The sequence below is a fragment of the Microvirga soli genome, assembly GCF_016734765.1.
GTDB classification, from domain to species: Bacteria; Pseudomonadota; Alphaproteobacteria; order Rhizobiales; family Beijerinckiaceae; genus Microvirga; species Microvirga soli.
This window is the reverse complement of the sequence record NZ_JAERQE010000009.1, coordinates 26,867-48,125: the sequence shown is the minus strand read 5'-3', so window position 1 is coordinate 48,125 and position 21,259 is coordinate 26,867. Positions and strand designations below refer to the sequence as shown.

The 21,259-nt window shown below is 64.1% G+C and carries 26 protein-coding genes; 16 read left to right on the top strand and 10 right to left on the bottom strand.

Annotation, left to right across the window (positions count from 1 at the left end; all coding sequences use genetic code 11):
- Window positions 1-165: 165 nt before the first annotated feature.
- Complete coding sequence (locus JKL45_RS10385; RefSeq protein WP_201861064.1) at window positions 166-477, top strand: hypothetical protein; 312 nt, start codon at window positions 166-168, stop codon at window positions 475-477.
- A gap of 20 nt (window positions 478-497) precedes the next feature.
- Here JKL45_RS10385 and JKL45_RS10380 read toward each other — a convergent pair whose 3' ends face one another.
- Both JKL45_RS10380 and JKL45_RS10375 read right to left on the bottom strand, forming a co-directional pair.
- The gene (locus tag JKL45_RS10380) at window positions 498-971 is read right to left on the bottom strand and encodes a cupin domain-containing protein (protein ID WP_201861063.1); all 474 of its coding nucleotides are present in this window, start codon (window positions 969-971) and stop codon (window positions 498-500) included.
- Window positions 972-1,104: 133 nt separating this feature from the next.
- On the bottom strand, window positions 1,105-1,518 hold the full coding sequence (locus JKL45_RS10375) for a response regulator (RefSeq protein WP_201861062.1): 414 nt from the start codon (window positions 1,516-1,518) through the stop codon (window positions 1,105-1,107).
- Between the two features lie 292 nt (window positions 1,519-1,810).
- On the opposite strand from JKL45_RS10375, the gene JKL45_RS10370 reads away from it, so the two are divergent.
- Entirely contained in the window at window positions 1,811-2,113 is a 303-nt protein-coding gene (locus tag JKL45_RS10370) for a hypothetical protein (protein WP_201861061.1), read from the top strand.
- A 119-nt stretch (window positions 2,114-2,232) separates the two neighbouring features.
- Here the strand turns inward: JKL45_RS10370 and JKL45_RS10365 are convergent, their stop codons facing one another.
- The 3 genes from JKL45_RS10365 to pdxH all read right to left on the bottom strand — a co-directional run bounded on the left by JKL45_RS10365 (window position 2,233) and on the right by pdxH (window position 4,105).
- Window positions 2,233-2,607 carry a hypothetical protein gene (locus JKL45_RS10365; protein ID WP_201861060.1) on the bottom strand — a complete coding sequence of 125 codons (375 nt, stop codon included), beginning with the start codon at window positions 2,605-2,607 and terminating at the stop codon, window positions 2,233-2,235.
- A gap of 63 nt (window positions 2,608-2,670) precedes the next feature.
- Window positions 2,671-3,393: an SDR family NAD(P)-dependent oxidoreductase gene (locus tag JKL45_RS10360; RefSeq protein WP_201861165.1), complete on the bottom strand. Its 723-nt coding sequence runs from the start codon at window positions 3,391-3,393 to the stop codon at window positions 2,671-2,673.
- Window positions 3,394-3,496: 103 nt separating this feature from the next.
- Complete coding sequence (pdxH, locus tag JKL45_RS10355; protein WP_312896941.1) at window positions 3,497-4,105, bottom strand: pyridoxamine 5'-phosphate oxidase; 609 nt, start codon at window positions 4,103-4,105, stop codon at window positions 3,497-3,499.
- Between the two features lie 45 nt (window positions 4,106-4,150).
- Here pdxH and JKL45_RS10350 point away from each other — a divergent pair, with 45 nt between their 5' ends.
- From JKL45_RS10350 to ribB, 9 genes are all read left to right on the top strand, one after another.
- Window positions 4,151-4,630 (top strand): RT0821/Lpp0805 family surface protein, encoded by a 480-nt coding sequence (locus tag JKL45_RS10350; protein ID WP_312896940.1) that lies wholly within the window; start codon window positions 4,151-4,153, stop codon window positions 4,628-4,630.
- A gap of 212 nt (window positions 4,631-4,842) precedes the next feature.
- A complete protein-coding gene (locus JKL45_RS10345) occupies window positions 4,843-5,790 on the top strand; it encodes a DnaJ C-terminal domain-containing protein (protein WP_201861058.1) in 948 nt (315 codons plus the stop codon).
- A gap of 124 nt (window positions 5,791-5,914) precedes the next feature.
- Window positions 5,915-6,739: an enoyl-ACP reductase FabI gene (gene fabI / locus JKL45_RS10340; protein ID WP_183449366.1), complete on the top strand. Its 825-nt coding sequence runs from the start codon at window positions 5,915-5,917 to the stop codon at window positions 6,737-6,739.
- A 29-nt stretch (window positions 6,740-6,768) separates the two neighbouring features.
- Window positions 6,769-7,362: a histidine phosphatase family protein gene (locus JKL45_RS10335; protein WP_201861057.1), complete on the top strand. Its 594-nt coding sequence runs from the start codon at window positions 6,769-6,771 to the stop codon at window positions 7,360-7,362.
- Complete coding sequence (locus tag JKL45_RS10330; protein ID WP_246498458.1) at window positions 7,353-7,829, top strand: hypothetical protein; 477 nt, start codon at window positions 7,353-7,355, stop codon at window positions 7,827-7,829. Before JKL45_RS10335 ends, JKL45_RS10330 begins: the two co-directional genes overlap by 10 nt.
- A 360-nt stretch (window positions 7,830-8,189) precedes the next feature.
- Entirely contained in the window at window positions 8,190-8,582 is a 393-nt protein-coding gene (locus JKL45_RS10325) for a hypothetical protein (protein ID WP_201861056.1), read from the top strand.
- A 76-nt stretch (window positions 8,583-8,658) separates the two neighbouring features.
- Window positions 8,659-9,063 (top strand): VOC family protein, encoded by a 405-nt coding sequence (locus tag JKL45_RS10320; protein WP_201861055.1) that lies wholly within the window; start codon window positions 8,659-8,661, stop codon window positions 9,061-9,063.
- 866 nt (window positions 9,064-9,929) lie between these two features.
- Window positions 9,930-11,045, top strand: coding sequence for a chorismate synthase (gene aroC, locus JKL45_RS10315; protein WP_201861054.1), 1,116 nt, complete (start codon window positions 9,930-9,932; stop codon window positions 11,043-11,045).
- 94 nt (window positions 11,046-11,139) lie between these two features.
- Entirely contained in the window at window positions 11,140-12,429 is a 1,290-nt protein-coding gene (gene ribB, locus JKL45_RS10310) for a 3,4-dihydroxy-2-butanone-4-phosphate synthase (protein ID WP_201861053.1), read from the top strand.
- A gap of 174 nt (window positions 12,430-12,603) precedes the next feature.
- Here the strand turns inward: ribB and JKL45_RS10305 are convergent, their stop codons facing one another.
- Window positions 12,604-13,545, bottom strand: coding sequence for a histone deacetylase family protein (locus JKL45_RS10305; protein WP_201861052.1), 942 nt, complete (start codon window positions 13,543-13,545; stop codon window positions 12,604-12,606).
- 194 nt (window positions 13,546-13,739) lie between these two features.
- On the opposite strand from JKL45_RS10305, the gene JKL45_RS10300 reads away from it, so the two are divergent.
- Entirely contained in the window at window positions 13,740-14,327 is a 588-nt protein-coding gene (locus tag JKL45_RS10300; RefSeq protein ID WP_201861051.1) for a L,D-transpeptidase, read from the top strand.
- 79 nt (window positions 14,328-14,406) lie between these two features.
- On the opposite strand, the gene JKL45_RS10295 is transcribed toward JKL45_RS10300, so the two are convergent.
- The 3 genes from JKL45_RS10295 to JKL45_RS10285 all read right to left on the bottom strand — a co-directional run bounded on the left by JKL45_RS10295 (window position 14,407) and on the right by JKL45_RS10285 (window position 16,162).
- Window positions 14,407-14,598 (bottom strand): hypothetical protein, encoded by a 192-nt coding sequence (locus tag JKL45_RS10295; RefSeq protein WP_201861050.1) that lies wholly within the window; start codon window positions 14,596-14,598, stop codon window positions 14,407-14,409.
- Between the two features lie 221 nt (window positions 14,599-14,819).
- Entirely contained in the window at window positions 14,820-15,665 is an 846-nt protein-coding gene (locus JKL45_RS10290) for a patatin-like phospholipase family protein (RefSeq protein ID WP_201861049.1), read from the bottom strand.
- Between the two features lie 8 nt (window positions 15,666-15,673).
- A complete protein-coding gene (locus JKL45_RS10285) occupies window positions 15,674-16,162 on the bottom strand; it encodes a MarR family winged helix-turn-helix transcriptional regulator (protein WP_201861048.1) in 489 nt (162 codons plus the stop codon).
- A 190-nt stretch (window positions 16,163-16,352) separates the two neighbouring features.
- Here JKL45_RS10285 and JKL45_RS10280 point away from each other — a divergent pair, with 190 nt between their 5' ends.
- Genes JKL45_RS10280 through JKL45_RS10270 form a run of 3 tightly spaced genes read left to right on the top strand, consistent with a single transcriptional unit; the run spans window position 16,353 to window position 19,450 of the window.
- On the top strand, window positions 16,353-17,579 hold the full coding sequence (locus tag JKL45_RS10280; protein WP_246498457.1) for a YjgN family protein: 1,227 nt from the start codon (window positions 16,353-16,355) through the stop codon (window positions 17,577-17,579).
- A gap of 9 nt (window positions 17,580-17,588) precedes the next feature.
- Complete coding sequence (locus JKL45_RS10275) at window positions 17,589-18,671, top strand: M48 family metallopeptidase (RefSeq protein ID WP_201861047.1); 1,083 nt, start codon at window positions 17,589-17,591, stop codon at window positions 18,669-18,671.
- On the top strand, window positions 18,671-19,450 hold the full coding sequence (locus JKL45_RS10270) for a DUF1499 domain-containing protein (protein WP_201861046.1): 780 nt from the start codon (window positions 18,671-18,673) through the stop codon (window positions 19,448-19,450). Before JKL45_RS10275 ends, JKL45_RS10270 begins: the two co-directional genes overlap by 1 nt.
- On the opposite strand, the gene JKL45_RS10265 is transcribed toward JKL45_RS10270, so the two are convergent.
- Window positions 19,451-20,362, bottom strand: a complete 912-nt coding sequence (locus JKL45_RS10265) for an MBL fold metallo-hydrolase (RefSeq protein WP_201861045.1) — start codon at window positions 20,360-20,362, stop codon at window positions 19,451-19,453.
- 232 nt (window positions 20,363-20,594) lie between these two features.
- On the opposite strand from JKL45_RS10265, the gene JKL45_RS10260 reads away from it, so the two are divergent.
- Window positions 20,595-21,203: a biotin transporter BioY gene (locus JKL45_RS10260; protein WP_201861044.1), complete on the top strand. Its 609-nt coding sequence runs from the start codon at window positions 20,595-20,597 to the stop codon at window positions 21,201-21,203.
- Window positions 21,204-21,259 lie beyond the last annotated feature (56 nt).

Here is a 21,259-nt window from a genome sequence, read left to right as displayed (position 1 = left end):
TTGCGTTCAACTAACGAGCATATGGCCAAGTTTTAAGCGGCCGTGCTAGATGCGTCACAACCTTGCTGCATGGTGAGGGCCAGCATGAGGACCAACGGGGGTGGTCCTAGTGCACATCTGTCGTTTTTGACAGCAAACCCAAATAACCCCGCTTGGGGCAACGCGATGTTCGAGTTACTCGCTCGATTCTTCCTTGGTGAGCCGCCACGCGAAAAAGGCGTGCAGGTCGATCTCATCTACGGCGACCCGGATCTCCAAGCCTTCTTCCTGCTGCTCGTGATATTCGGATCGCTGCTCCTGGCTCCGTTCGTCTCGTCCTTATGGCGGATGCGGAGACAAGGGGCGGCCTTCGTGTTGGCCTTCACGGTATTCTGTGCGGTGAGCTTTGCCGCAATAGGCATCTTCGCCAGTGGCTTTGCCGGTGGACGGTATCCACAACTCCAGTGGAGCGCGGGCCAGCAGCAAGCCCTGAAGTGATCCTGCCGACTGTCCCCACCTCACGCGGGAGGCGGTCCGACGAACTCGAGGCCGTAGCGGCCTGCAATCTCCACAATCTGCGGCATATCCCGCGACGGGTGCAGACCGAGCCTCTCGACCTCGATGAAGAAGCCGTCCCCATCGCCGGGGGTCAAGGTGATCAGCAACTGTCCCTCGCCGGGGCCAATGTTCTTGAAGGTGTGCGGAGCACCCTTGGGAATCAGGACTGTGTCACCGTCCGTCAGGTCCTGAGCCTCTCCCATGCACCAGAAGCGGAATTGCCCGGCGAGGACGCGGAACAGCTCCTGCTCCTTGTGATGCACATGCATCGGCGGACCAACCCCAGCCGGGACCTTTTCAATCCAGTGGGAAAAAGCGCCCATCACCTCATCGGATCGAACCAGGAAGGTGCGGGGCAGATCGAAGGCTTGATTGCTGCTGCCTTCACCAGCCCGCCGGACGAGTGCTCTGTTTCCCGAACCCTGATCCATCATCCCGCCTTGTGGTTTTCATGGCATCCGAAGCCGACGGGCGAAGCTAACACGCGAGCTTGGCGATTTCAGAGGGGAATTCCGGGCGATGGCAGGCCGGCGAGCCCGGAGATGGCCGTGGCGTCGCGGGAGGAGGTTATGCTGCCTTTGTGATCGCGAACTGCAGCACCTCAGCGGGTTCAGGATTCTTCAGGGCCTGCAGCACCTCAAGGACCCTCATGGGCGCCGGCGGCGGGATGAAGACCGCGTTTGCAGACGGCTTGTCCGCCGGATCCAGATCCGAGAGCAGAAGTGCGGGCCGATCGGGGTGATGCTCGTGATACTCGTCAGCCAAAATCCATCCACAGACGAGACCTGGGAGGCTTAACCTACTCACGAGCCAGTCGATCTCTTCGCCTAAGTGGCAAAGGATCAGCAAGGCCCGATCTCCTGCCGGTGCAGCGATGACATCAAAGCCACCCGCGCAAAGCAGTTGCGTCAGGAGTTCGCGGGTGAGCGCATCATCTTCGACAACAAGGACCGTGGCCTTGGAACGGGAAGCGGAGACCATTCTGGTTTCCTCCAGATGATGCCCGAGTCTCCGCCTGATCCGATTAACGGCGGCTTAATCGAGGGGACCTTTTCGAGGGATCATCCGGAAGGTGGTGATGCGGGAGTAGGTCATTCCGCGAACCTCATAAACCAATCAGGCCGTGAAGCATGGGGGTACCGGTACCATCCCTCTTATGGCGTATGCATCGGTAAACTCGTCTTACGCGTTTCCTGAACTAGGCAGCTTGACACAGCGGGGGAGGGCCCGACGTCCCAACCCCCCTATGTCAGTCACAGGAAAGGTATCAAATATGAAAAGCCTTGTTCTCGTCTTGGCGCTTGCAGCGACTCCCGCATTCGCACAGGCCGAGCGCGTTACGTTGCGTAGCCTTCACGTCATTTGCTCGACAGCGGACACGGCAAACCGCCTGAACGAGTTGCGCGGCAACAACGGCGCTTGGACAGAACAGGTCAAATCAGAAACCGCCCAGAAGCGCTGTACGATCCTGCCATCAGCTACGAATGTGTGGGTGGAGAGCCGCTCTGGGGCGCTAGCCTGTGCCAAAGGCGATGACATGCCCAGCTGCGGGTGGACCGTGCTCGACGCGACCTGATAGCTCCGCAGGCAGAGAAGGGCACTCCAGCAGCCTCCTTCCATTCCAGGACAGCGGAGGCCGGCACGGCCTGCCGTCGTGATGGGTCATAGCCGGCCGCGAAGACAGAGTAAGGCTTCCTATTGCGCCGGCTCGTCCGGCCACTGCGCCAGGCACGGATCGAGGACGATGAAGTCCGGGTTCGGGCGGCTGTAGCCGCCGGCCACCGTCACGAGGTCGCCGACCTTCATGTCGTTGGTCTGGTAGGTGACGCAGAGCACCTTGGGGTCGGGCTCCGTGCCGCACAGGCCGAGATAGGCCAGCGTTCCGTCGAAATGCACGTAGGCGAGGGGACCCGTGACGCTGAAATCCACGCGGGTCGCGCCGGTCTCGCGATCCTTGGTCAGCCCCCGGACCTCGTGGCAGCGCGCCTGATAAGCTGGCTGCATGTCCGGGTCGGCGAAGGGGCTTTTCTCATCGCTTTCCTGGCCGGACGCTGCCACGGAACCGAGCATCAGCAGCGCGGTTAAGAAGCACTGCGTTCGGTGCCGGCACAGCCGCAGGGGCATGGATCACCTTTAGACGTGCTGGCCGCCATTGATGTGCAGCTCCGCGCCGGTCACGTAGGAGCTCGCATCCGTGCAGAGGAAGTAGATGGCCTTGGCCACCTCGTCCGGCGTGCCGAGACGGCGCATCGGCAATTGCTCGACGATCTTGTCCGTGCCCGGCGACAGGATGGCAGTGTCGATCTCGCCCGGCGAGATGGCGTTCACGCGCACGCCCAGCGGCCCGAAATCGGCCGCCATCTCGCGGGTCAGCGAGGCGAGCGCCGCCTTGGACGTGGCATAGGCCGCGCCTGCGAAGGGATGGACGCGCGAGCCCGCGATGGAGGTCACGTTGACCACCGAGCCCTTGGCCTTGGTGAGTTCGTCCTGCAGGCCGCGGGCCAGCATGATCGAGGCGAAGAAGTTCACCTGGAACACCCTCAGCCAATCCTCGTAGCGGGTGTCGAGTGTTCCCATCCGCGAGCCGCCTTCGCCTTTCGGCGAAATGCCCGCATTGTTGACGAGCGCATGCAGGCAGCCGCCCTCGACGGCCAGCCGCTCCTTCACCTCGGCGATGGCGCGGCGCGTGTCCTGCGCATCCGCCAGATCGACCTGCAGGTGATCCTCCGGCCCCATCTCCCACGGGCAGTTCTCAGGGAAGCCGTGCCGCGAGCAGGTGATCACCCGCCACCCGGCCGCGGAGAAACGCTTGACCGTGGCATGCCCGATGCCGCGGCTCGCACCGGTGAGCAGCATGATGCGGCGGGGAGTGTTGGATGAGGAGGACATGGGGTTCTCTCATGAGAGGGGGCAGACCTCTATCTCAGTTCAGGAGCGCGGTCCATGGGATGGCCCGGCGTCACGGATATAGCCGCACCTTCCGCCAGCCGTCGCCGTCGCGGCTGAACACCACGCGGTCGTGCAGGCGGAACGGCTTGTCCTGCCAGAACTCGATGGAAACCGGCGCGATGCGGAAGCCCGTCCAGTGGGGCGGGCGCGGGATCTCGCCCACGGCGAATTTGGCGGTGTTCACGGCCACGGCCTTCTCGAGGGCGAAGCGGCTCTCCAGCGGACGCGACTGCTGGCTCGCCCAGGCGCCGATGCGGCTGTCGCGGGGACGGCTCTGGAAATAGGCGTCGGCCTCGGCATCGCTCACCAGCGTCACAGGGCCGCGGGCGCGCACCTGCCGGCGCAGGCTCTTCCAGTGCAGCACGAGGGCGGCCTTGCCCTGGCCGAGAAGCTCGCGGCCCTTGTTGGATTCCGTGTTGGTGTAGAACACGAAGCCCTTCTCGTCGAAGCCCTTCAGCAGCACCATGCGAACGTTCGGCAGCCCGGTCTCGTCCACGGTTGCGAGCGCCATGGCGTTGGGATCGTTCGGCTCCGAGGCTTCCGCCTCCGTCAGCCAGGCCTGGAAGAGGGCGAAGGGCTCGTCCGATTCCGTGAAGTCACCAGTTATTAACCCGCTCACTGTTTTATCTCGTTCTGTGACTTTTGGTTCTGGGGGACCCAACGCGTGACGTGGATCAATCCGCGCCGTTATAGATCAGATGGCTTCGCCAGCGAAGCGCTGAAAGTGCTCGCGGCCGTGCTCATCGCTCTGTCGACGAGCGCCTGTGGCATGTCCCTGGGATTGTCGGCCCTGGACGAGGACGGGCCGAAGTCGACGGGCGCCATCGGGCCTAAGAGCGACATCACCCTCTCGGCCGATCTGGACGAGGAGGATTGGCGGCGGGCCAAGGCTGCGCTGGCCGTCGCCCTCGATCCGCAGGGGCCCGGCACCTTGGTCTCCTGGGACAATCCGGCGACCAGCCGCAAGGGCACCTTCACTCCGGTCGGTGCGCCCTTCGTGAAGAACGACGAGATCTGCCGCAGCTTCTCGGCCCATCTGAGCGGCCCATCCACGTCAGCCCTGCAGGGCACGGCCTGCCGGCCCTCCGGCGGCGAATGGGTGCTGAAAGACATCAAACCGGTGAAGGGCACGGCCAAAGTCTAGCCACTCCCGGTTCAGGCGTTGCAAAGGGGCAACACTTTGCCCATATGACCGTCAAACCCGTTGAGCTAGCGCATCGTGCGGAAAAGTTATTTCGGTTTTCCGCGCCGAACGATGCGCCAGCTCATAATTAAGCATCGGATGGATCCCAAAAGTGCAAATCCACTTTTGGGTCCGATGCTCAAGCTCATATCCCGACGGTTCAGGATTCCACCATGCGCAACCCCTACGACGTTCTCGGCGTGTCCCGCTCTGCGAGCGAAGCGGACATCAAGAAGGCGTTCCGCAAGCTCGCCAAGTCCTACCACCCGGACAGCAACAAGGACGACCCCAAGGCCAAGGACAAGTTCGCCGAGGCGAATTCCGCCTATGAGATCCTCGGCGATGCCGCCAAGCGCGCCCAGTTCGACCGGGGCGAGATCGACGCCGAGGGCAAGCCGCGTTTTACTGGCTTCGAGGGCTTCGGCGGTGGCCGGGGCGGGGCCGGGGCGGAGGGTTTCTCCGGGTTCGGCGGCGGCAATCCCTTCGGCGGGCGGCGCAGCAGGAGCGGTTTCGGGGCCGATCCGGGCGAGGACTTCTTTTCCCAGATCTTCGAGAACGCCTTCCGCCAGGGAGGCGAGAGCCCGCGCCAGCAGGCCCGTGGCCGTCCCCGGCAGCAGAAGGGCGAGGACGTGGAGGCCACGCTCACGGTTACCCTTGAGGAGGTCGCCGCCGAGGCGAAGAAGCGGGTCAGGCTTCCCACCGGCCGCGATGTCGACGTGGTCATTCCCAAGGGCGTTGCCGACGGTCAGGTGATCCGCCTGCGCGGTTTGGGGCAGGGCGCTCCGGGGATCGATCCCGGCGATGCGCTGCTCACCATCGCGTTCGCGCCCCACGAGCGTTTCACGGTCGAAGGATCGGATCTGCGCCTGCGGCTCCCGGTCGAGATCGAGGAGGCCGTCCTCGGTGGGGCGGTGCGCGTGCCCACCCTGACCGGCTCGGTGGAGATGAAGATCCCGCCTCTCACCAATTCCGGCCGCACCTTCCGCCTGCGCGGCAAGGGCCTACCGGGCAAGACCGGCCATGGCGACCTTCTCGCGACCACGGAGATCAGGCTGCCCGAGATCGTGGACGAGGACCTGATGGACTACGCCCGCAGGCGCCTCTCGGCCAAAGCCAAGTAGAGGCAAAACGATCCTCATTCGCCGGGATCGTTGCAAGCGGTTCCAAGAGGGCTTCCCCGTGGACGACGGGTCGGCTAAAGAGGCCGTTCTTATTTGACCTATCCAGCGACGATCTAGGTGAATCATGGCGGAGACAAAGGCCACCGGCATTCTGGCCGGCAAGCGTGGCTTGGTGATGGGCGTGGCGAACAACCGCTCCATCGCCTGGGGCATCGCCCAAGCAGCTCGCCAGCACGGTGCTGAGCTCGCCTTCACCTATCAGGGCGATGCCTTGAAGAAGCGCGTCGAGCCCCTGGCCAAGGAACTCGACGCCCATGTGGTCGGCCATTGCGACGTGACGGACGGCGCCACCATCGATGCGGTGTTCGACGAGGTGAAGCGCCTCTGGGGCTCCATCGACTTCGTGATCCACTGCATCGCCTTCTCGGATAAGGACGAGCTGACGGGCCGCTATGTGGAAACCTCTGAGGGCAACTTCACCAAGTCCCTGCTGATCTCCTGCTATTCCTTCACGGCCATCGCCCAGCGGGCCGAAAAGCTGATGAACGAGGGCGGATCGCTGCTCACGCTCACCTATTACGGCGCCGAGAAGTGGATGCCGCACTACAACGTCATGGGCGTGGCGAAGGCCGCGCTCGAGGCCTCCGTGCGCTATCTGGCGGCCGATCTCGGCCCCAAGAACATCCGCGTCAACGCCATCTCGGCGGGCCCGATCAAGACGCTCGCCGCCTCCGGCATCGGCGACTTCCGCTATATCCTCAAGTGGAACGAGTACAACTCGCCGCTCCGCCGCACGGTCACCATCGAGGAAGTCGGCGAGACGGCCGCCTATCTCGTGTCCGACATGTCCCGCGGCATGACCGGCGAGATCCTGCACGTGGATGCGGGCTACCACGTGGTCGGCATGAAGAACCCGGAAGCCCCGGACCTCTCCCTCGACAAAGACTGACCTTCAGTAACGCGTAACCGGATTCTCCCGTGACCCCGTCCCGCCCCACGATCTACTTCATTCGCCATGGCGAGACGGACTGGAACCTCGAGGGCCGCCTCCAGGGGCAGAAGGACATTCCGCTCAACGATGTCGGCCGCGTCCAGGCCGACGAGGCGGGCCGCAAGCTCCAGGCCCTCGCGCCTCATGTGGAGGATCTCGCCTATATCGCGAGCCCCATGACCCGAACCCGGGAGACCATGGAGATCCTGCGGGGGACCCTGGGTCTCCACCCGGAATCCTACAAGCTCGACGAGCGCCTCGTGGAGCTGACCTTCGGCATCTGGGAAGGCATGACCTGGAAGGAAGTGCGCAAGGCGGAGCCGGCCCTGGCGGCTTTGCGCGAACAGGACAAATGGCACTACGCCCCGCCCGGCGGCGGCGAGAGCTACGCCATGCTGGTCGAGCGCATCCGCCCCGTCCTCGACGACATCACCCGCGACACGGTGGTGGTGGCCCATGGCGGTGTCGCCCGAGCCTTCCTCGCCATCGCCTGCGGGGTCAACGCCCGCCAGGCCGCCAGCATGGACATCTGGCAGGGCAAGATCCTCATGATCGAGGGGCGCAGCTACCGTTGGGTTTGAGGAACGCCGCCACCGACAACCTTCAACGCCCTCTCGCGTTGAAGGATATGCAATATATCTGCGACGCTCCCGGATCGACCGCTTGGTTTCGCATCGAGACAGAAGGCGAGGCTGCGCTCGAATCCGATGCCATGCACCATGCGGTCGAAAAGCATTTCCGCCAGGCATGGGAGGCGGCCGCGCGGAGCTATCGGTCTGCGTCGAGTTCCTTTGTCGAGACGAACATCGGGCTGAAAGACCACATCCAGCGCACCATGCCGCTGTTCCTGACCCTGCGCGACGCGGAGGGACAGGCGCTCGTCACGGCCATGCTGCCGCCGGGCGGGCAGCACGATCCAGCCTTCAGGATCATCATCGTCGGTCCGGAGAATGGCGACCCCTATCGTGACCATGGGGAGGCCATTGAGGCACTGGGCGAGCGCTTCGGCCTCACCCTCGACCGCGCTCATTGCTATCCCTACCGCTGAGTGCCCCTGACGGCTCCAGCCATCGCATTCCGCCCTGCACCGGCCATGGTGGTTGTCATCCCCGGCGCACGGAGTGCGGGAAGGGGATCCATTCACACACGCAGCGCCATAGATTCCCTTCCCCTTCGCTGCGCCCCGGTCGGGAATGACACCCTCCCGCATCATCACCGGCCTTGTGCCGGTGATCCCGATGCTGAGAAGCACGGAGCATTTCTGAGCGGCTTGGCTTGGATTGATCCCAGGATCTGATCCAGAGACGGCCGTGACCTGCCCACCGGCGATCGGCCCCGGCATCTTACGGTTGAGCCTCTTCCAAGAATATGCTCTTATACGTTACTATGTTTCAATAAGGGGGTTGTCATGTCTCGCCTCATGGCCTTCGCGGCCGGTCTAATCCTGTTCGCAGGTTCCGCATCGGCCGAAACTGTCGAGCGGACCGTCAAGGCCAACACGGTCACGGCCATCGGCGGCTTCCTCGGCTACGAGGTGGAGACCTGCTACCCGTCGATCATTCCCGACGTGAAGGTGCGTCAGCAGCCTGCCAACGGTACCATTCAGATCCGTCCGCACCAGCAGGCGCTCGGGAAGGAATCGCGTTGCCCCGGCACGAAGGTGCGCGGTCTGGCCTATGTCTACACGCCCAAGAAGGGCTTCAAAGGGACCGACGAGGTCGTTCTCGACATCCCCTGGAGCTGGAATGAATCCGCCCCCCAGACGCTCATGACCTATACCTACCGGATCCGCGTGGAATAAGGTCGGACATCGACGCCAGGAAGCTGTCCCATACCCGTGGAGGTGGTGGCTTCCTCCGACCACGCAGGAGATCGCCGTGAACCAGGGGATTGCTCACATCGCCCTTGTGGTCCGGGACTACGATGAGGCGATCGACTTCTATGTGAACAAGCTCCGGTTCGAACTGGTCGAGGACACATACCAGCCGGAGCAGGACAAGCGTTGGGTTGTTGTCAGGCCGCAGGGCCAGGAGAGCGCGTCGCTGCTGCTGGCACGCGCGTCCAACGCCCATCAGGAGAGCTTCGTCGGCAACCAAGCCGGCGGCCGTGTCTTCCTGTTCCTGCGAACGGACGATTTCTGGCGCGACCACGCCGCCATGGTCGAGGCCGGCATCGCCTTCGTCCGGGAACCGAAGCAGGCGGATTACGGCATCGTTGCCGTGTTCAAGGATCTCTACGGCAACCTGTGGGACCTCGTGCAGTTCACGGATGGTCGTCCGTGATCCCCGCTGCGTCATCCTCAGCCGCCGCAGGCGGGGGAGAAGCCCATTCGCTACGCTCCATCGGCAAATGAAACACTCCCTGTCATTCCGGGGCTGCGCAGCGGAGCCCGGAATCCATAAATATGACACCTCAGGAAAGGGCGAACAGCTATACGCCTCTTCTTGGACCGTTAGCGGTTATGGATTCCGGGCTCTCGCTACGCTCACCCCGGAATGACAGCGGGTGGCGAGTTTATGTTCCTATTTTGTTCTTGACAATCGTCCTAAGCTGAGCTATAAGGTTGCTTAGATCTGTTCCTGAGAGGGGCGCGCTCGCGAGGCGTCGCAGTGTGGGAGCAGGCACGGTCCCGCCGCAGGCCTCGCACCCCTGTGATCGCGGGTGGCCGATCCTGGCATGCCTCCAGGTCCGCTGAAACAAACCGTGCGTGACGAGCAGTCTGGCTCTGACCTTTCCACAACCATCGAGCCAGGCTGCCCCAAGCGCCACCCTCGATCATCGCACAGGCTCGCAGCTCACGCTGCGGGCCCACAGGTGCTGGCTCTTTGACACTCCACCACCCGCGTCATCCCGGACGGCATAGCCGATCCGGGATCGCAAGACGAATGAAGCGCTGTCATCCCGGGGCTGCCCAGCAGAGCCCGGGATCCATAACCGCCGCCGAGGCAGAACGAGGCGCGACACTGCTCGCTCTCTTCTGAAACGTCAGCGGTTCTGGATCCCCGCCTGCGCGGGGATGACAGCGTTGAGGATCCGGCACCCGATCCTTGATCGGCTCCACGCTCCATCTCGGATGACCGGCGGCTCTGGCTGGACGTGACACTTGCATGCTTTGGTTTTATGACGCCTTGAACCCTGAAGAAGCGCCATGTCCCACAACACCTTCGGTCACCTGTTCCGCGTTACCACCTTCGGCGAGAGCCATGGGCCGGCCCTCGGCTGCGTGGTTGATGGCTGTCCGCCCATGATCCCGCTGGAGGCCGCCGAGATCCAGGCGGAGCTCGACCGGCGCCGGCCGGGCCAGTCGCGCTTCACCACCCAGCGCCAGGAGCCGGATCAGGTGAAGATCCTCTCGGGCGTGTTCACGGACGAGCGCACGGGCCGGCAGGTGACCACCGGCACGCCGATCGCGCTCATGATCGAGAACGTGGATCAGCGCTCCAAGGATTACTCCGAGATCAAGAACTCCTATCGCCCGGGGCATGCCGATTTCACCTATGACGTGAAATACGGCATCCGGGACTATCGCGGCGGCGGCCGTTCCTCGGCCCGTGAGACGGCCGCCCGCGTGGCCGCCGGGGCCGTGGCCCGCAAGGTGCTCGCCGGCATCACGATTCGCGGCGCCCTCGTGCAGATGGGGCCGCACGCCATCGACAGGGGCAACTGGGATTGGGACGAGGTTGCCCGCAACCCGTTCTTCTGCCCCGACGCCAAGGCCGCTGCCTTCTACGAGGAATACCTCGACGGCCTGCGCAAGGCTGGCTCCTCCATTGGGGCCGTCATCGAGATCGTGGCCGAGGGCGTGCCGCCGGGGCTCGGTGCTCCGATCTACGGCAAGCTCGATTCCGACCTCGCCTCCGCGCTCATGTCGATCAATGCGGTCAAGGGCGTGGAGATCGGCGACGGCTTCGCGGCAGCGGCTCTGCGCGGCGAGGAGAATGCCGATGAGATGCGTCCCGGCAACGGAGGCGTGCCCACTTTCCTGTCGAACCACGCCGGCGGCGTGCTCGGAGGCATCTCCACGGGCCAGCCGGTGGTCTGCCGCTTCGCCGTGAAGCCCACCTCCTCGATCCTGACGCCCCGCGCCAGCGTCACCCGTTCCGGCGCCGAGGCCGAGGTGATGACCAAGGGCCGCCACGACCCCTGCGTCGGCATCCGGGCCGTGCCGGTGGGCGAGGCCATGGTCGCCTGCGTGCTCGCCGACCACGTGCTTCGCCATAGAGGGCAGGTGGGGCAGAACGCGGCTTGGCCGTTCGAGGTTTGACAACCATATAGGTCAATCTCACCCTGCAGTTTTGCATGAGCAGGTATGCGGATTTTAGTTTTACTAAAATCCTGCGTTCGGCTAAGCCATCACCATGAAACTGGCTGAGTGGCTCTCCCGCAATGGCGTCTCACGCGTGGAATTCGCGCGGAGGATCGGCGTCACCCCCGGCGCCATTACCCAGATGTGCAATTCCGAACAGGCTTGGCTCTCGCGGGACACGGCGGATTTGATCGCCCGTGAAACCCGTGGCGCCGTCACGCCCAACGACTTCCTGCCCCCGGCCGCCAAGGAGGCCCTGATGCCCAATTCCGTCACCGATGCCATCGAGGCCTTCGCCCGCGGCGAGATCGTTATCGTCACGGACGACGACGACCGCGAGAACGAGGGCGATCTGATCGTCGCCGCCTCCCTCTGCACGCCGGAGAAGATGGCCTTCATCATCCGCAATACCTGCGGCATCGTCTGCGCGCCGCTCACTGCCGCGGAAGCCCGCCGCCTGCGGCTCGACCCGATGGTCGCCTCGAACGATGCGCCGCTCGGCACGGCCTTTACAGTCACTGTCGACGTGAAGCACGGGCTCACCACCGGCATCTCGGCCGAGCAGCGTTCGAACACGGTACGGGCGCTCGCCAACAACAACATGGGCGCGACCGACTTCGTGCGGCCCGGCCACGTCTTTCCGCTGATCGCCAAGGACGGCGGCGTGCTCATGCGCTCAGGCCATACGGAAGCCGCGGTCGACCTGTGCAAGCTCGCCGATCTGCCGCCGGTGGGCGTGATCTGCGAGCTGGCCAACGACGACGGCACGGTGATGAAGGGCCGGCAGATCGACGCCTTTGCCGAGACCCACAACCTCAAGCGCATCTCGGTCGCCGATCTCATCGCCTATCGCCAGGCGCGGGAAAAGCTCGTCGAGCGCATCGCCACCTTCCCGGTGGAGACGCAATGGGGCTCGTTCACCGGCTATGCCTATTCGACGCCCTTCGACAGCGTGCAGCACATCGCACTCGTGCATGGGCGCATCGGCGACGGCACCAACATTCCCGTGCGCCTGCACCGGGCCAATGCGCTCACCGACGTGTTCGAAGGCGGCAAGGCGGTGAACGCTTCCCTGCAGCGTTTCGTGAAGGAGGGCAGGGGCGTCCTCGTCTATCTGCGAGACGGCACGGCCGGCGTTCCGACCACGTCCTTCGCGGAAACCGAGGAGACGGAATCGGAGGCCATGCGCTCAAGCCAGTGGCGCGAGATCGGCCTCGGCGCGCAAATCCTGCGGGATCTCGGCGTCGCATCCATCCGCAACCTTGCCACTTCGAGCCGCTCCTATGTGGGCCTCTCCGGCTTCGGCATCGAGCTTCTGGGTCAGGAGCCGATCGAAGGGTGAGGCGAGCCCCTCCACTGTCATTCCGGGGCGAGAGTAGCGAGAGCCCGGAAACCATAAACACGACGTTTTCAGGAAACGGCGATAAGCGTCGCGCTCTATTCTACAACATTAGCGGTTATGGATTCCGGGCTCGACCTACGGTCGCCCCGGAATGACAGCGAGCAATCTTCGAGATCAGGCGCCCACCTCACGCCCCATCAACGCATCGATGTGAAACGCCGTCGATTTCGCCAAGCCCTCAAGGTCGTAGCCGCCTTCGAGCACCGAGACGATCCGCTGGCCGCAATGGCGGTCGGCGAGATCCATCAGCTTCTGGGTCGCCCAAGCGAAGTCCGATTCCGTGAGGTTCAGACTGGCGAGCGGATCGCGCCAATGAGCATCGAAGCCCGCCGAGATGATGATGAGATCGGGCGCGAAGCTGTCGATGCGCGGCGCGATGACGGTGTCCACCGCCTCGCGGAAGGCTTCGCTCCCTTCGCCGGCGGCCAAGGGAGCATTGACGATGGTGCCGTGATCCCCCGTCTCGGAGAGCGCGCCAGTGCCGGGATAGAGCGGCGCCTCGTGGGTCGAGCAATAGAGCACGGTCGCGTCCGACCAGAAGATATCCTGGGTGCCGTTGCCGTGATGAACGTCCCAGTCGAAGATCGCCACGCGCTCGGCGCCATGCTTCCTTTGAGCATGACGGGCCGCGATGGCCGCGTTGTTGAAGAAGCAGAAGCCCATGGCCCTGATGCGTTCGGCATGATGCCCTGGCGGACGCATGGCCACGAAGGCATTCCTCGCCTTGCCTGTCATCACCTCGTCGACGGCGAGCACCGCACCGCCGGCGCCCCGCAGGGCTGCCTCGTAGGTGCCGGGCGACATCACCGTATCCTCATCGATGCGGACGATGCCCTCCCGGGGGCTGATGTCGCGCAGGCGCAGGATGTGATCTTCAGGGTGGGCGAGGGCGAGGCTTTCCATTTCGGCCATCGGCGCCTGCTCGCGGATGAGCGATGTGAAGCGCTCCTTCTCGAGGGCACGCTCGATGGCGCGGATGCGGTCAGGGCGCTCGGGATGGCCGAAGGGCGTCTGATGATCGAGGCTGGCCGGGTGGGCAATGTAGAGCGTGGACATGGATTTTCTTGGCTGAGGAACGCCGCCAGTTTCGCAGCGTCAGATGGGACTGACTATGTTGTTGCGATGCAACACCTTTCGAAGCAGAGCCGTGCCATGGTGTGTTTCGATTCGCGTTGAGGACCTCTCGGTCTATAAACCCGCCCGAAACCACCCTTCACCTCAGTTCCGCTGAGTTTTCAGAGCTTCGCACGATGCGTCTTTTTAGTCTGCCCCTTCTTTTGGCAATGATGACGGTTCTCGCCGGCTGCAACTTCAAGGGCGTTCCCGACCCGCAGGTTTCATCGCGGGACGCCGAATGGATCGCGCAGGTTCCGAAGGCGGACGAGGATCCGCGTTTCGGCCGTTACATCATCGACGACCCAACCGGCGAGGCGCCGGGCACCATCGTGGTCGATACGAAGGAGCGCCAGCTCTATCTCGTTCAGGCGAACAGGAAGGCGATCCGCTACGGCGTGGCAGTCGGCGACGAGGCCTATGGCTGGACCGGCACCTCCACAATCGCCCGCAAGGCCGAGTGGCCGGACTGGAATCCGCCGGCCGAGATGAAGGCGCGCTGGCCGCATGTCCAATACACCAAGGGCGGCCCGAACAACCCGCTCGGGGCTCGCGCTCTCTATCTCTACGAGGGCAACAAGGACACCCTTTACCGCATCCACGGCACCAACGAGCCGGAGAAGATCGGCTTTGCCGTGTCGTCGGGCTGCATCCGCATGCGCAACATCGACGTGATCGACCTCTACAACCGCGTGCCGGTGAACACGAAGGTCATCGTGCGCTAAGGCTGGAAGCAGCCGGCATCTGACATGAAAAGAGCGCCCTCGGGCGCTCTTTTGTTTTGGATCGGTTGTCTGTCCTGGATCAATTGCCCAGCATGGCTTCCTTGCGCAGGAAGGCGGGAAGCTCGGAGACTTTTGGACGGTTCTGCTGCAGCTTGGCGGCCTGAACGGCGGCCGCGAGAGCCGGCAGGGCGACGTTCTTGAAGGCCGGAATGGACTGGGCGTCATTCTGTTGGCCTGAACGGGCGTCTCGGCTTGAAGCGTGCTGGGTCATGGATCCTCTCTGGAAAACACAGGCTGTCTCGGCAACCTGCCTTTATGATCTCCAGGGCTGTGACCGCTTTGGGGCAGACCGGTGATCATGTGTTGGCTTGGCTGCAGATGCATGTATCAAGGTGAATCAACACTTAACGGCACAGCATTCCAGCACCTTGTCGCATGAATACTGTCCGTCTTGTCGTTGCGTCATCTGGGAGGTTCTAAAGCGACGCTTCCTCAGAAGCTGTGCGCAGCCACACCTTTGGCAAAGCTCTCGCCATCCCTCAGTCCCATCTCGTAAGCCTTACGGATCCCGGCCGGATTGGTGATGTCGAATTGTCCGATTGGCACCCGCTGGGACGGCTGGATGTAGGTGCGGCCCTTCACCGGAGGAACGGCCCGGTAGAGCCGGGAGAGGATCACCAGGGTCTTGCCGCCCTGCTCCTCGACGGGGAGCAGGGGCTCCGTCGGCACGTTGTCGACGAGGCCGCCATCGAGGGCCGCCATGCCGCCGATGCGACCGACCGGCATGAAGGGCGGCACGCTGGCGCTCGCCATCAGGGCTGCCGAAAGTTCCGCCGGAGACGCAAGGTCCTGCACACGCACGAATTCCGGGCGAAAGCCGAGGGCGCGACCGCCTCTCGGGTGGACCGGCCCGCGCCATGTCTTCTCGATCTGATAGGTGGCTATACCCAGCGGAACAGCGAGCGACAGGGGCAGGCGGCGCGGCTTGCGGGCAAGGCCGATAAGGACATCGGGGCCCTGTTTCAGGTGCTCCAGGGCGGTCTCGTCGATGATGCTCTCGATCAGGCTGCGGTACATGAGCGAGACCGGCCAGGGCGAGCCCTCGCTGCGCCAGGCACGCCATTCGAAGTTGCGGCGCCCGAGGCTGCAGCCTTCGGCCACCATCTCGTTGACCTTCCGGCCGAGGCCAAGGAGGCTGTAGCAGGCCGACCACGCCCCTGCGCTCACGCCGACCACCATTTCCGGCTTCAATCCGAGCAGCGGCGCCGCGGCTTCCCAGAAGCCTCCTTGCCAGTAGCAGCGGTTGCCGCCGCCCGCGAATGCCACCGCGTCGAACATCGGTGTTCCTACCGCTGTTTGGCGGCCGATGAATCCTCGTCGGCCCGTGCCCGATCGCGCCAGGCCAGTACGACCCGCTCCAGCTCGACAAGATCCTGCGTCGGCAGCGTCCCGAGGGTCCGCATCACATAAGCCCGCTGAGCCGCAATCCCCTGGTTGGCGAGGTCGCGCCCCTTCGGGGTGAGATGGAGCGCATTGGAGCGTCGGTCGCCCGGGATCGCGCGTCGCTCCACGAGACCGGCCTCGACCATGCGGTCGAGCAGGCCCGAGACGTTGCCCTTGGTCACATAGAGCCGTTCCGCCAGTTCCTGCTGGCTCGAGCCCTCGCGCTCGGTGAGGGTGGACAGCAGGTCGAATTGGGGGATCGACAAGCCGAGCGCCTTCAGTTCCGCCGCGACTGCATTGGTGGCCCGCCGGTTCAGGCGGATGATCCGGAACCAGATCCGCAAGGGGTCGGCAGCGTCGATCTCGGCAGGGGCGGAGGAGGGGGACGTCAAGGGATCGGAACTCCTGGTACAAGAGGGATAGTTTACAGTGATACCATTCCCTCCGTCACCCCTTGCCTGCCGGATCGGACCTTCTCATGCACCTTTCCGGTGGAGCAAAGGGGTGAGGGCCAACGAAGCGGCATGTTCTAATATTCCATAATTATGCTAGAGCTTGAGGACCATCATCGAGCCTCGATCCATGACCGCATCCCTATCCACCCACCTGCCTCCGGCCCAGCCCATCGCACACAATGCGTCCATGTCCTTTTCAGGCAAGGGCAGGGACTTCCTCAGGCTTCTGATCACCGGAAGCCTGTTCCAAATCCCGACCTTCGGCTTCTACCGCTTCTGGCTGATCACGAAGCTGCGGCGGCACCTCTGGGCGAACACGCAGATCGACGGGGAGGCTTTCGAATATACCGGCACGGCGAAGGAGCTCCTGATCGGCTTCCTCATCGCCCTCGCGGTTCTCGTGCCCCTCTACATCGTCTATGGCATCCTGGGCATCATCCTCGAAGAACAGATCGCTTTCGCCAGCGTGCCCCTCGTGGTCATCATGTATGTGCTGGCCCATTTCGGCAGCTACCGTGCCCGCAAATACCGTGCGAGCCGGACGATCTTCCGGGGCGTACGCTTCTGGATGAAGGGCTCGGGCTGGGCCTATGCCATGCGGGCCATTTTGTGGGACCTCGCAACTCTTCTGACGATCGGCCTCGCGCTGCCATGGGCCATGGCCTCCCTCGAGCGCTACCGGATGCGCCACACCTATTTCGGCAGCATCCAGGGCGATTTTGTCGGAACTGGTTGGTCCCTGTTCAAACGAGGTTGGTGGGTTTGGGTAATGGGGCTTGCCCTTCTGGCGGGCTTCATAATTCTTGTCGCCGCGCTCAGCAAATTAGGCGACGGAGACGCAGAGACTGCCCTGCAACTCATCCCCGGGGTGATCGTCCTTATCGTCCTGGCTCTTCTGCCGCTGGCGATGGCGATCTTCACCCGCTGGCACATCGATGGCCTGCGCTTCGGTGATGTGACTGCTGCCAGCAACTTCCGGGCCGGCACCTATTACAGCCTGTTCTTCAAGCTGATCTTCTCTTCCCTCGGCTTCCTGCTCGCGTTCAGCCTTGTGGTCGGGTTGAACGTGCTACTCTTCCATTTCATTTTCGCCAATGCTGTCGCGGACATGGAGGAATTTTCCTGGACGTGGTTTGGCACTGGCGTTCTGGCGGTCTTCGCCTATCTGATCGCTCTTCTCGGATTTGGCGTTCTTCAGCGCTATTTCCTCGGACGGGGTTTGTGGGCTGCGATCGTGACCTCCACCACGGTCACCAACCTGCAGGCGGTGGACGAAGCGGTGGCCGCCGGACAGCCGGCGGGCGTTCTCGGTGAAGGATTGGCCGACGCGCTCGATTTCAACGTCGGCATATGAGGGGCAGCGATGGCGGATGCGGTGTTCTATGACGGCGAGAGCGCCCGTCGCAGAACGGTTTCGATCAAGATCTCCGCATCCTCCCTCGATATCCACGAAGGTTCCGAGCGGGTTGCCTCCTGGCCGGTTGACGCCGTCAGGAGATGCGATGCGCCTGACGGCTTTCTGCGACTGACGCGCGAAGGAGCGCCATCGCTTGTCCGGCTCGATGTCGGCGATGCGGAGACGCAGGCGGCGATCAGGCAGCATTGCAGGCATCTCGATGATACCGTCCACCGGGAGAGGACGGGCCGGATCCTGTTCTGGTCCGCGGCGGCGGCTGTCTCGATCCTGCTCTGCGTCTTTGTCCTGCTCCCCATTCTGGCCGACCGCCTGACGCCGCTCATCCCTGCGTCTTACGAGCGCCGCCTCGGCACAGCGGTCGACAACCAGATCCGCACGATCTTCAGCGGCAAGGTCTGCAAGGACCCGCAGGGCCTCGCGGCCCTTGAAGCCCTCGTCGCGCAACTGCGCGAAGCTCAGGGCTCCCAAGTCGATGTGGACGTGGCAGTGCTGGAATCGAAGGTGCCGAACGCCATCGCGTTGCCGGGAGGGCGGATCTATCTCTTCGAAGAGCTTCTCGACGAGGCGGAATCCGCCGACGAGATCGCCGGCGTCCTGGCTCACGAGATCGGCCATGCCGCTCACAGGGACGGGTTGCGCAAGCTGATCCAGGCGGGCGGCACGTCCTATCTCCTGGGCCTGCTGCTCGGCGACATCACGGGAGGCGGTGCCATCGTGGTCGTCAGCCGCTACCTCGTGGACAGTGCCCATTCCCGGGAGGCGGAGGTGGCGGCCGATGGCTTCGCAGGACGCACCATGACGGCGCTCGGGCGTCCTGCCCATTCCATGGCCCTGCTGCTCAAGCGGATCGAGGACGAACATGAGGATGACGACGGGAACGATTTCGAGGTCCCGGCTTTTCTCTCCACCCACCCCGTCACCGATCAACGGCTGAAAGCTTTGGAAAAACAGGTGCCGTCCCGCCCCGGCGCGCCTTTGCTCTCAGATGAGCAGTGGCGCGCGCTCAAAGAGATTTGTAAGACCACCTGATGCGCCGCCTCATCATCGAAGAACCTTACTCGCGGCCGGCGAAGTGGTCGCCCACGCTGGCATGGTTCGCGCTCGTCGTGACCATCCTGGCGGTGCTGCTCATCCGCTTCGGCCGGATCGACTATCAATCGGGCTTCATCGCCCTCGGGGCGGGCATTGCGATCGCGCTCGTGGCGGTTCTGTGCGCGCTCGCCGGTTTCGTCCGCATCTGGCAGGAGGGGCGGCAGGGGCTGGGAAGCGCAATCAGGGGATTGATCATCGCCACATTGGTTCTGGCCTATCCGGGCTTCATGGCGCTCAAGGCCATCACCCTGCCGGCCATCACCGATGTGACCACCGACACGGACGATCCGCCGGGGTTCTCCCGCTCCCGGGCTGCGCTCGAGGCGCGCGAAGGGCGCGTTCCTCCGGATGTGCCGCCGGAGGCGCGGGAAATGCAGCGGGCCTCCTATGTTCAGATTGCGCCGCTTACCCTCGACATCGGCCCAGATGAGGCCTTTGCCCTCGTGCGCAAGGCGGCCGACAATCTCGGATGGCGCGTGATCGAGGCGGTGCCCCCGGGCGGCCGTGCCGGGCTCGGGCGCTTGGAGGCGGTCAACCGATCGATGATTCTCAAGGTGCCCTACGACATCACGGTGCGGGTGCGTCCGCGCGTCGACGGCACGCGCATCGACATCCGCTCCGCCTCGCGCCTCGGCAACCACGATCTCGGTGGCAATGCGGATCTTATCCGCAACTTCCTTGAGGAAGCCTCGAACCTCGCGATCGCCGTACGCTGATCAGACCGGATGGTACTCGCTGTCCAGGGCGGGGAGCCCCTCGACAGCAGCCTGCCCCTTCGCGACCAGATCCTCCAGATGGGCAAAGACCGACAGGCCCGCGGCGCCGACCAGGGCCGGGTTCAGGCCCTGATAAATGGCGGCGACGATTTCCGGGATCGTCCGGTCGCCAGCCCTCAGCCGGTTGAGGATCGAAGCCTCGCGCTGACGGCGATGGTGGATCAGGGCGCGGACAAAGCGCTGCGGCTCCTGCACCGGACCACCGTGGCCCGGCCAGTAAATGGTTTCCTCGCGGCCTCTGAGCTTGTCGAGGGACGCCATGAACGCGCTCATGGAACCGTCGGGCGGCGCGACGACGGTGGTGGACCAGGCCATCACGTGATCGCCTGAAAACAGAGCCTGCTCCTCAGGCAGCGCGAAGGCGAGGTGATTGGCCATGTGGCCGGGAGTGGCGAGAGCGCCAAGCGTCCAGCCGGGGCCCGTGACGGCATCGCCCTCATGCAGTTCCTGGTCGGGCGTGTAATCCTTGTCGGAACTCGCCTCCAGGGTGTTGACCTCGCCGGTGAACAGGGGACGGGCGCTGCGATGGGGAGCGCAACCGACGACAATGGCTCCCGTGGCGGCCTTGATGGCTGATGCCGCTGGTGAGTGATCCTTGTGCGTATGGGTGACAAGGATGTGGGTTACCGTCTCGCCCCGCACGGCGTGGAGAAGCGCCTCCACATGGCCCGGCAGGTCCGGGCCCGGATCGATGATGGCGACTTTCCCGCTGCCGACGATGTAGCTGCAGGTGCCCGTGAAAGTAATGGGTCCTGGATTGCTGGCGACGGTTCGGCGAACGAGCGGGCTCACGCGCACGCATTCCTCGGCATGGGCCGGAGGGCTGGTGTCGAAGGTGAGGTCGTCTGCCATCTGAGATCCCTGCCGCTATGATCGAACCGTTCGATCCTTCGTAGCGCATCGGGCGCAAAAGTGGACCCGCTTTTCACTGACGTGGCCCTCGAGTTCGGTCTCCGCCTTGAACGAAAGGGTATCCACAACTGCGGCGAATGCTCGAGACGACGGCTTGAGGCAGGGGCGGGACCCTCCTATAAGGCTCAATGAGCCGCCGCGCGCATGGCGGAATGACCTGGAGATTGCCCGTATGACGACCAGCGCCCCTTCGCTGTCTTCTCCCTCGACCCTCGTTGGCCTGCTCTGGCCGTCGCGGGACGATGCCCGCTTCGCTGCGCTTCGCGCCATCGTGCTGATGGTTGTCGGCACGGCGCTTCTCACCGTCTCGGCCAAGGTTCAGGTTCCGCTGCCCTTCGTCCCGATGACGCTTCAAACCCTGGTGGTGCTGATGATCGGCGCAACCTATGGCTGGCGCCTCGGCGGTGCCACCGTTGCTCTCTACCTCGCCGAGGGCGCCATGGGCATGCCCGTCTTCGCTGGCCCGACGGCTGGCCTCGGCTACCTGATGGGACCGACCGGCGGCTTCCTGTTCGGCTTCGTGGCTGCTGCCCTCGTGATGGGCTTCATGGCCGAGCGCGGCTGGGACCGTTCGCTCCTGCGCGTCATCGTGATGATGAGCATCGGCCATGCGGTGATCTTCGCCTTCGGCTTAGCCCAGCTGTCCGTCGTGATGCCCTTCGCGAAGGCCTGGACGGTCGGCGCCGCCCCGTTCGTGGCTGCCACACTCGTCAAGACTGCCCTGGCCGTGGCCCTCATGCAGGCCGCCTGGTCGGTGACCCGTCGCGGCGGCAAGGCCTGACCCAGCCATCAAGCAAAGAGTCTTCTGAAGCCGCCTCCGGGCGGCTTCTTCTTTTT

Excerpts from the sequence above, each read along its gene's own strand:
- JKL45_RS10290 (WP_201861049.1), bottom strand. The coding sequence starts at position 15,665 with ATGTTCGACGCGGTGGCATTCGCGGGCGGCGGCAACCGCTGCTACTGG.
- JKL45_RS10300 (WP_201861051.1), top strand. The coding sequence starts at position 13,740 with ATGCGTCTTTTTAGTCTGCCCCTTCTTTTGGCAATGATGACGGTTCTC.
- JKL45_RS10380 (WP_201861063.1), bottom strand. The coding sequence starts at position 971 with ATGATGGATCAGGGTTCGGGAAACAGAGCACTCGTCCGGCGGGCTGGT.
- JKL45_RS10345 (WP_201861058.1), top strand. The coding sequence starts at position 4,843 with ATGCGCAACCCCTACGACGTTCTCGGCGTGTCCCGCTCTGCGAGCGAA.
- JKL45_RS10295 (WP_201861050.1), bottom strand. The coding sequence starts at position 14,598 with ATGACCCAGCACGCTTCAAGCCGAGACGCCCGTTCAGGCCAACAGAAT.
- fabI (WP_183449366.1), top strand. The coding sequence starts at position 5,915 with ATGGCGGAGACAAAGGCCACCGGCATTCTGGCCGGCAAGCGTGGCTTG.
- JKL45_RS10375 (WP_201861062.1), bottom strand. The coding sequence starts at position 1,518 with ATGGTCTCCGCTTCCCGTTCCAAGGCCACGGTCCTTGTTGTCGAAGAT.
- JKL45_RS10325 (WP_201861056.1), top strand. The coding sequence starts at position 8,190 with ATGTCTCGCCTCATGGCCTTCGCGGCCGGTCTAATCCTGTTCGCAGGT.
- ribB (WP_201861053.1), top strand. The coding sequence starts at position 11,140 with ATGAAACTGGCTGAGTGGCTCTCCCGCAATGGCGTCTCACGCGTGGAA.
- JKL45_RS10270 (WP_201861046.1), top strand. The coding sequence starts at position 18,671 with ATGCGCCGCCTCATCATCGAAGAACCTTACTCGCGGCCGGCGAAGTGG.
- JKL45_RS10365 (WP_201861060.1), bottom strand. The coding sequence starts at position 2,607 with ATGCTCGGTTCCGTGGCAGCGTCCGGCCAGGAAAGCGATGAGAAAAGC.
- JKL45_RS10370 (WP_201861061.1), top strand. The coding sequence starts at position 1,811 with ATGAAAAGCCTTGTTCTCGTCTTGGCGCTTGCAGCGACTCCCGCATTC.
- JKL45_RS10280 (WP_246498457.1), top strand. The coding sequence starts at position 16,353 with ATGACCGCATCCCTATCCACCCACCTGCCTCCGGCCCAGCCCATCGCA.
- JKL45_RS10360 (WP_201861165.1), bottom strand. The coding sequence starts at position 3,393 with ATGCTGCTCACCGGTGCGAGCCGCGGCATCGGGCATGCCACGGTCAAG.
- JKL45_RS10260 (WP_201861044.1), top strand. The coding sequence starts at position 20,595 with ATGACGACCAGCGCCCCTTCGCTGTCTTCTCCCTCGACCCTCGTTGGC.
- JKL45_RS10265 (WP_201861045.1), bottom strand. The coding sequence starts at position 20,362 with ATGGCAGACGACCTCACCTTCGACACCAGCCCTCCGGCCCATGCCGAG.
- aroC (WP_201861054.1), top strand. The coding sequence starts at position 9,930 with ATGTCCCACAACACCTTCGGTCACCTGTTCCGCGTTACCACCTTCGGC.
- JKL45_RS10305 (WP_201861052.1), bottom strand. The coding sequence starts at position 13,545 with ATGTCCACGCTCTACATTGCCCACCCGGCCAGCCTCGATCATCAGACG.
- JKL45_RS10385 (WP_201861064.1), top strand. The coding sequence starts at position 166 with ATGTTCGAGTTACTCGCTCGATTCTTCCTTGGTGAGCCGCCACGCGAA.
- JKL45_RS10275 (WP_201861047.1), top strand. The coding sequence starts at position 17,589 with ATGGCGGATGCGGTGTTCTATGACGGCGAGAGCGCCCGTCGCAGAACG.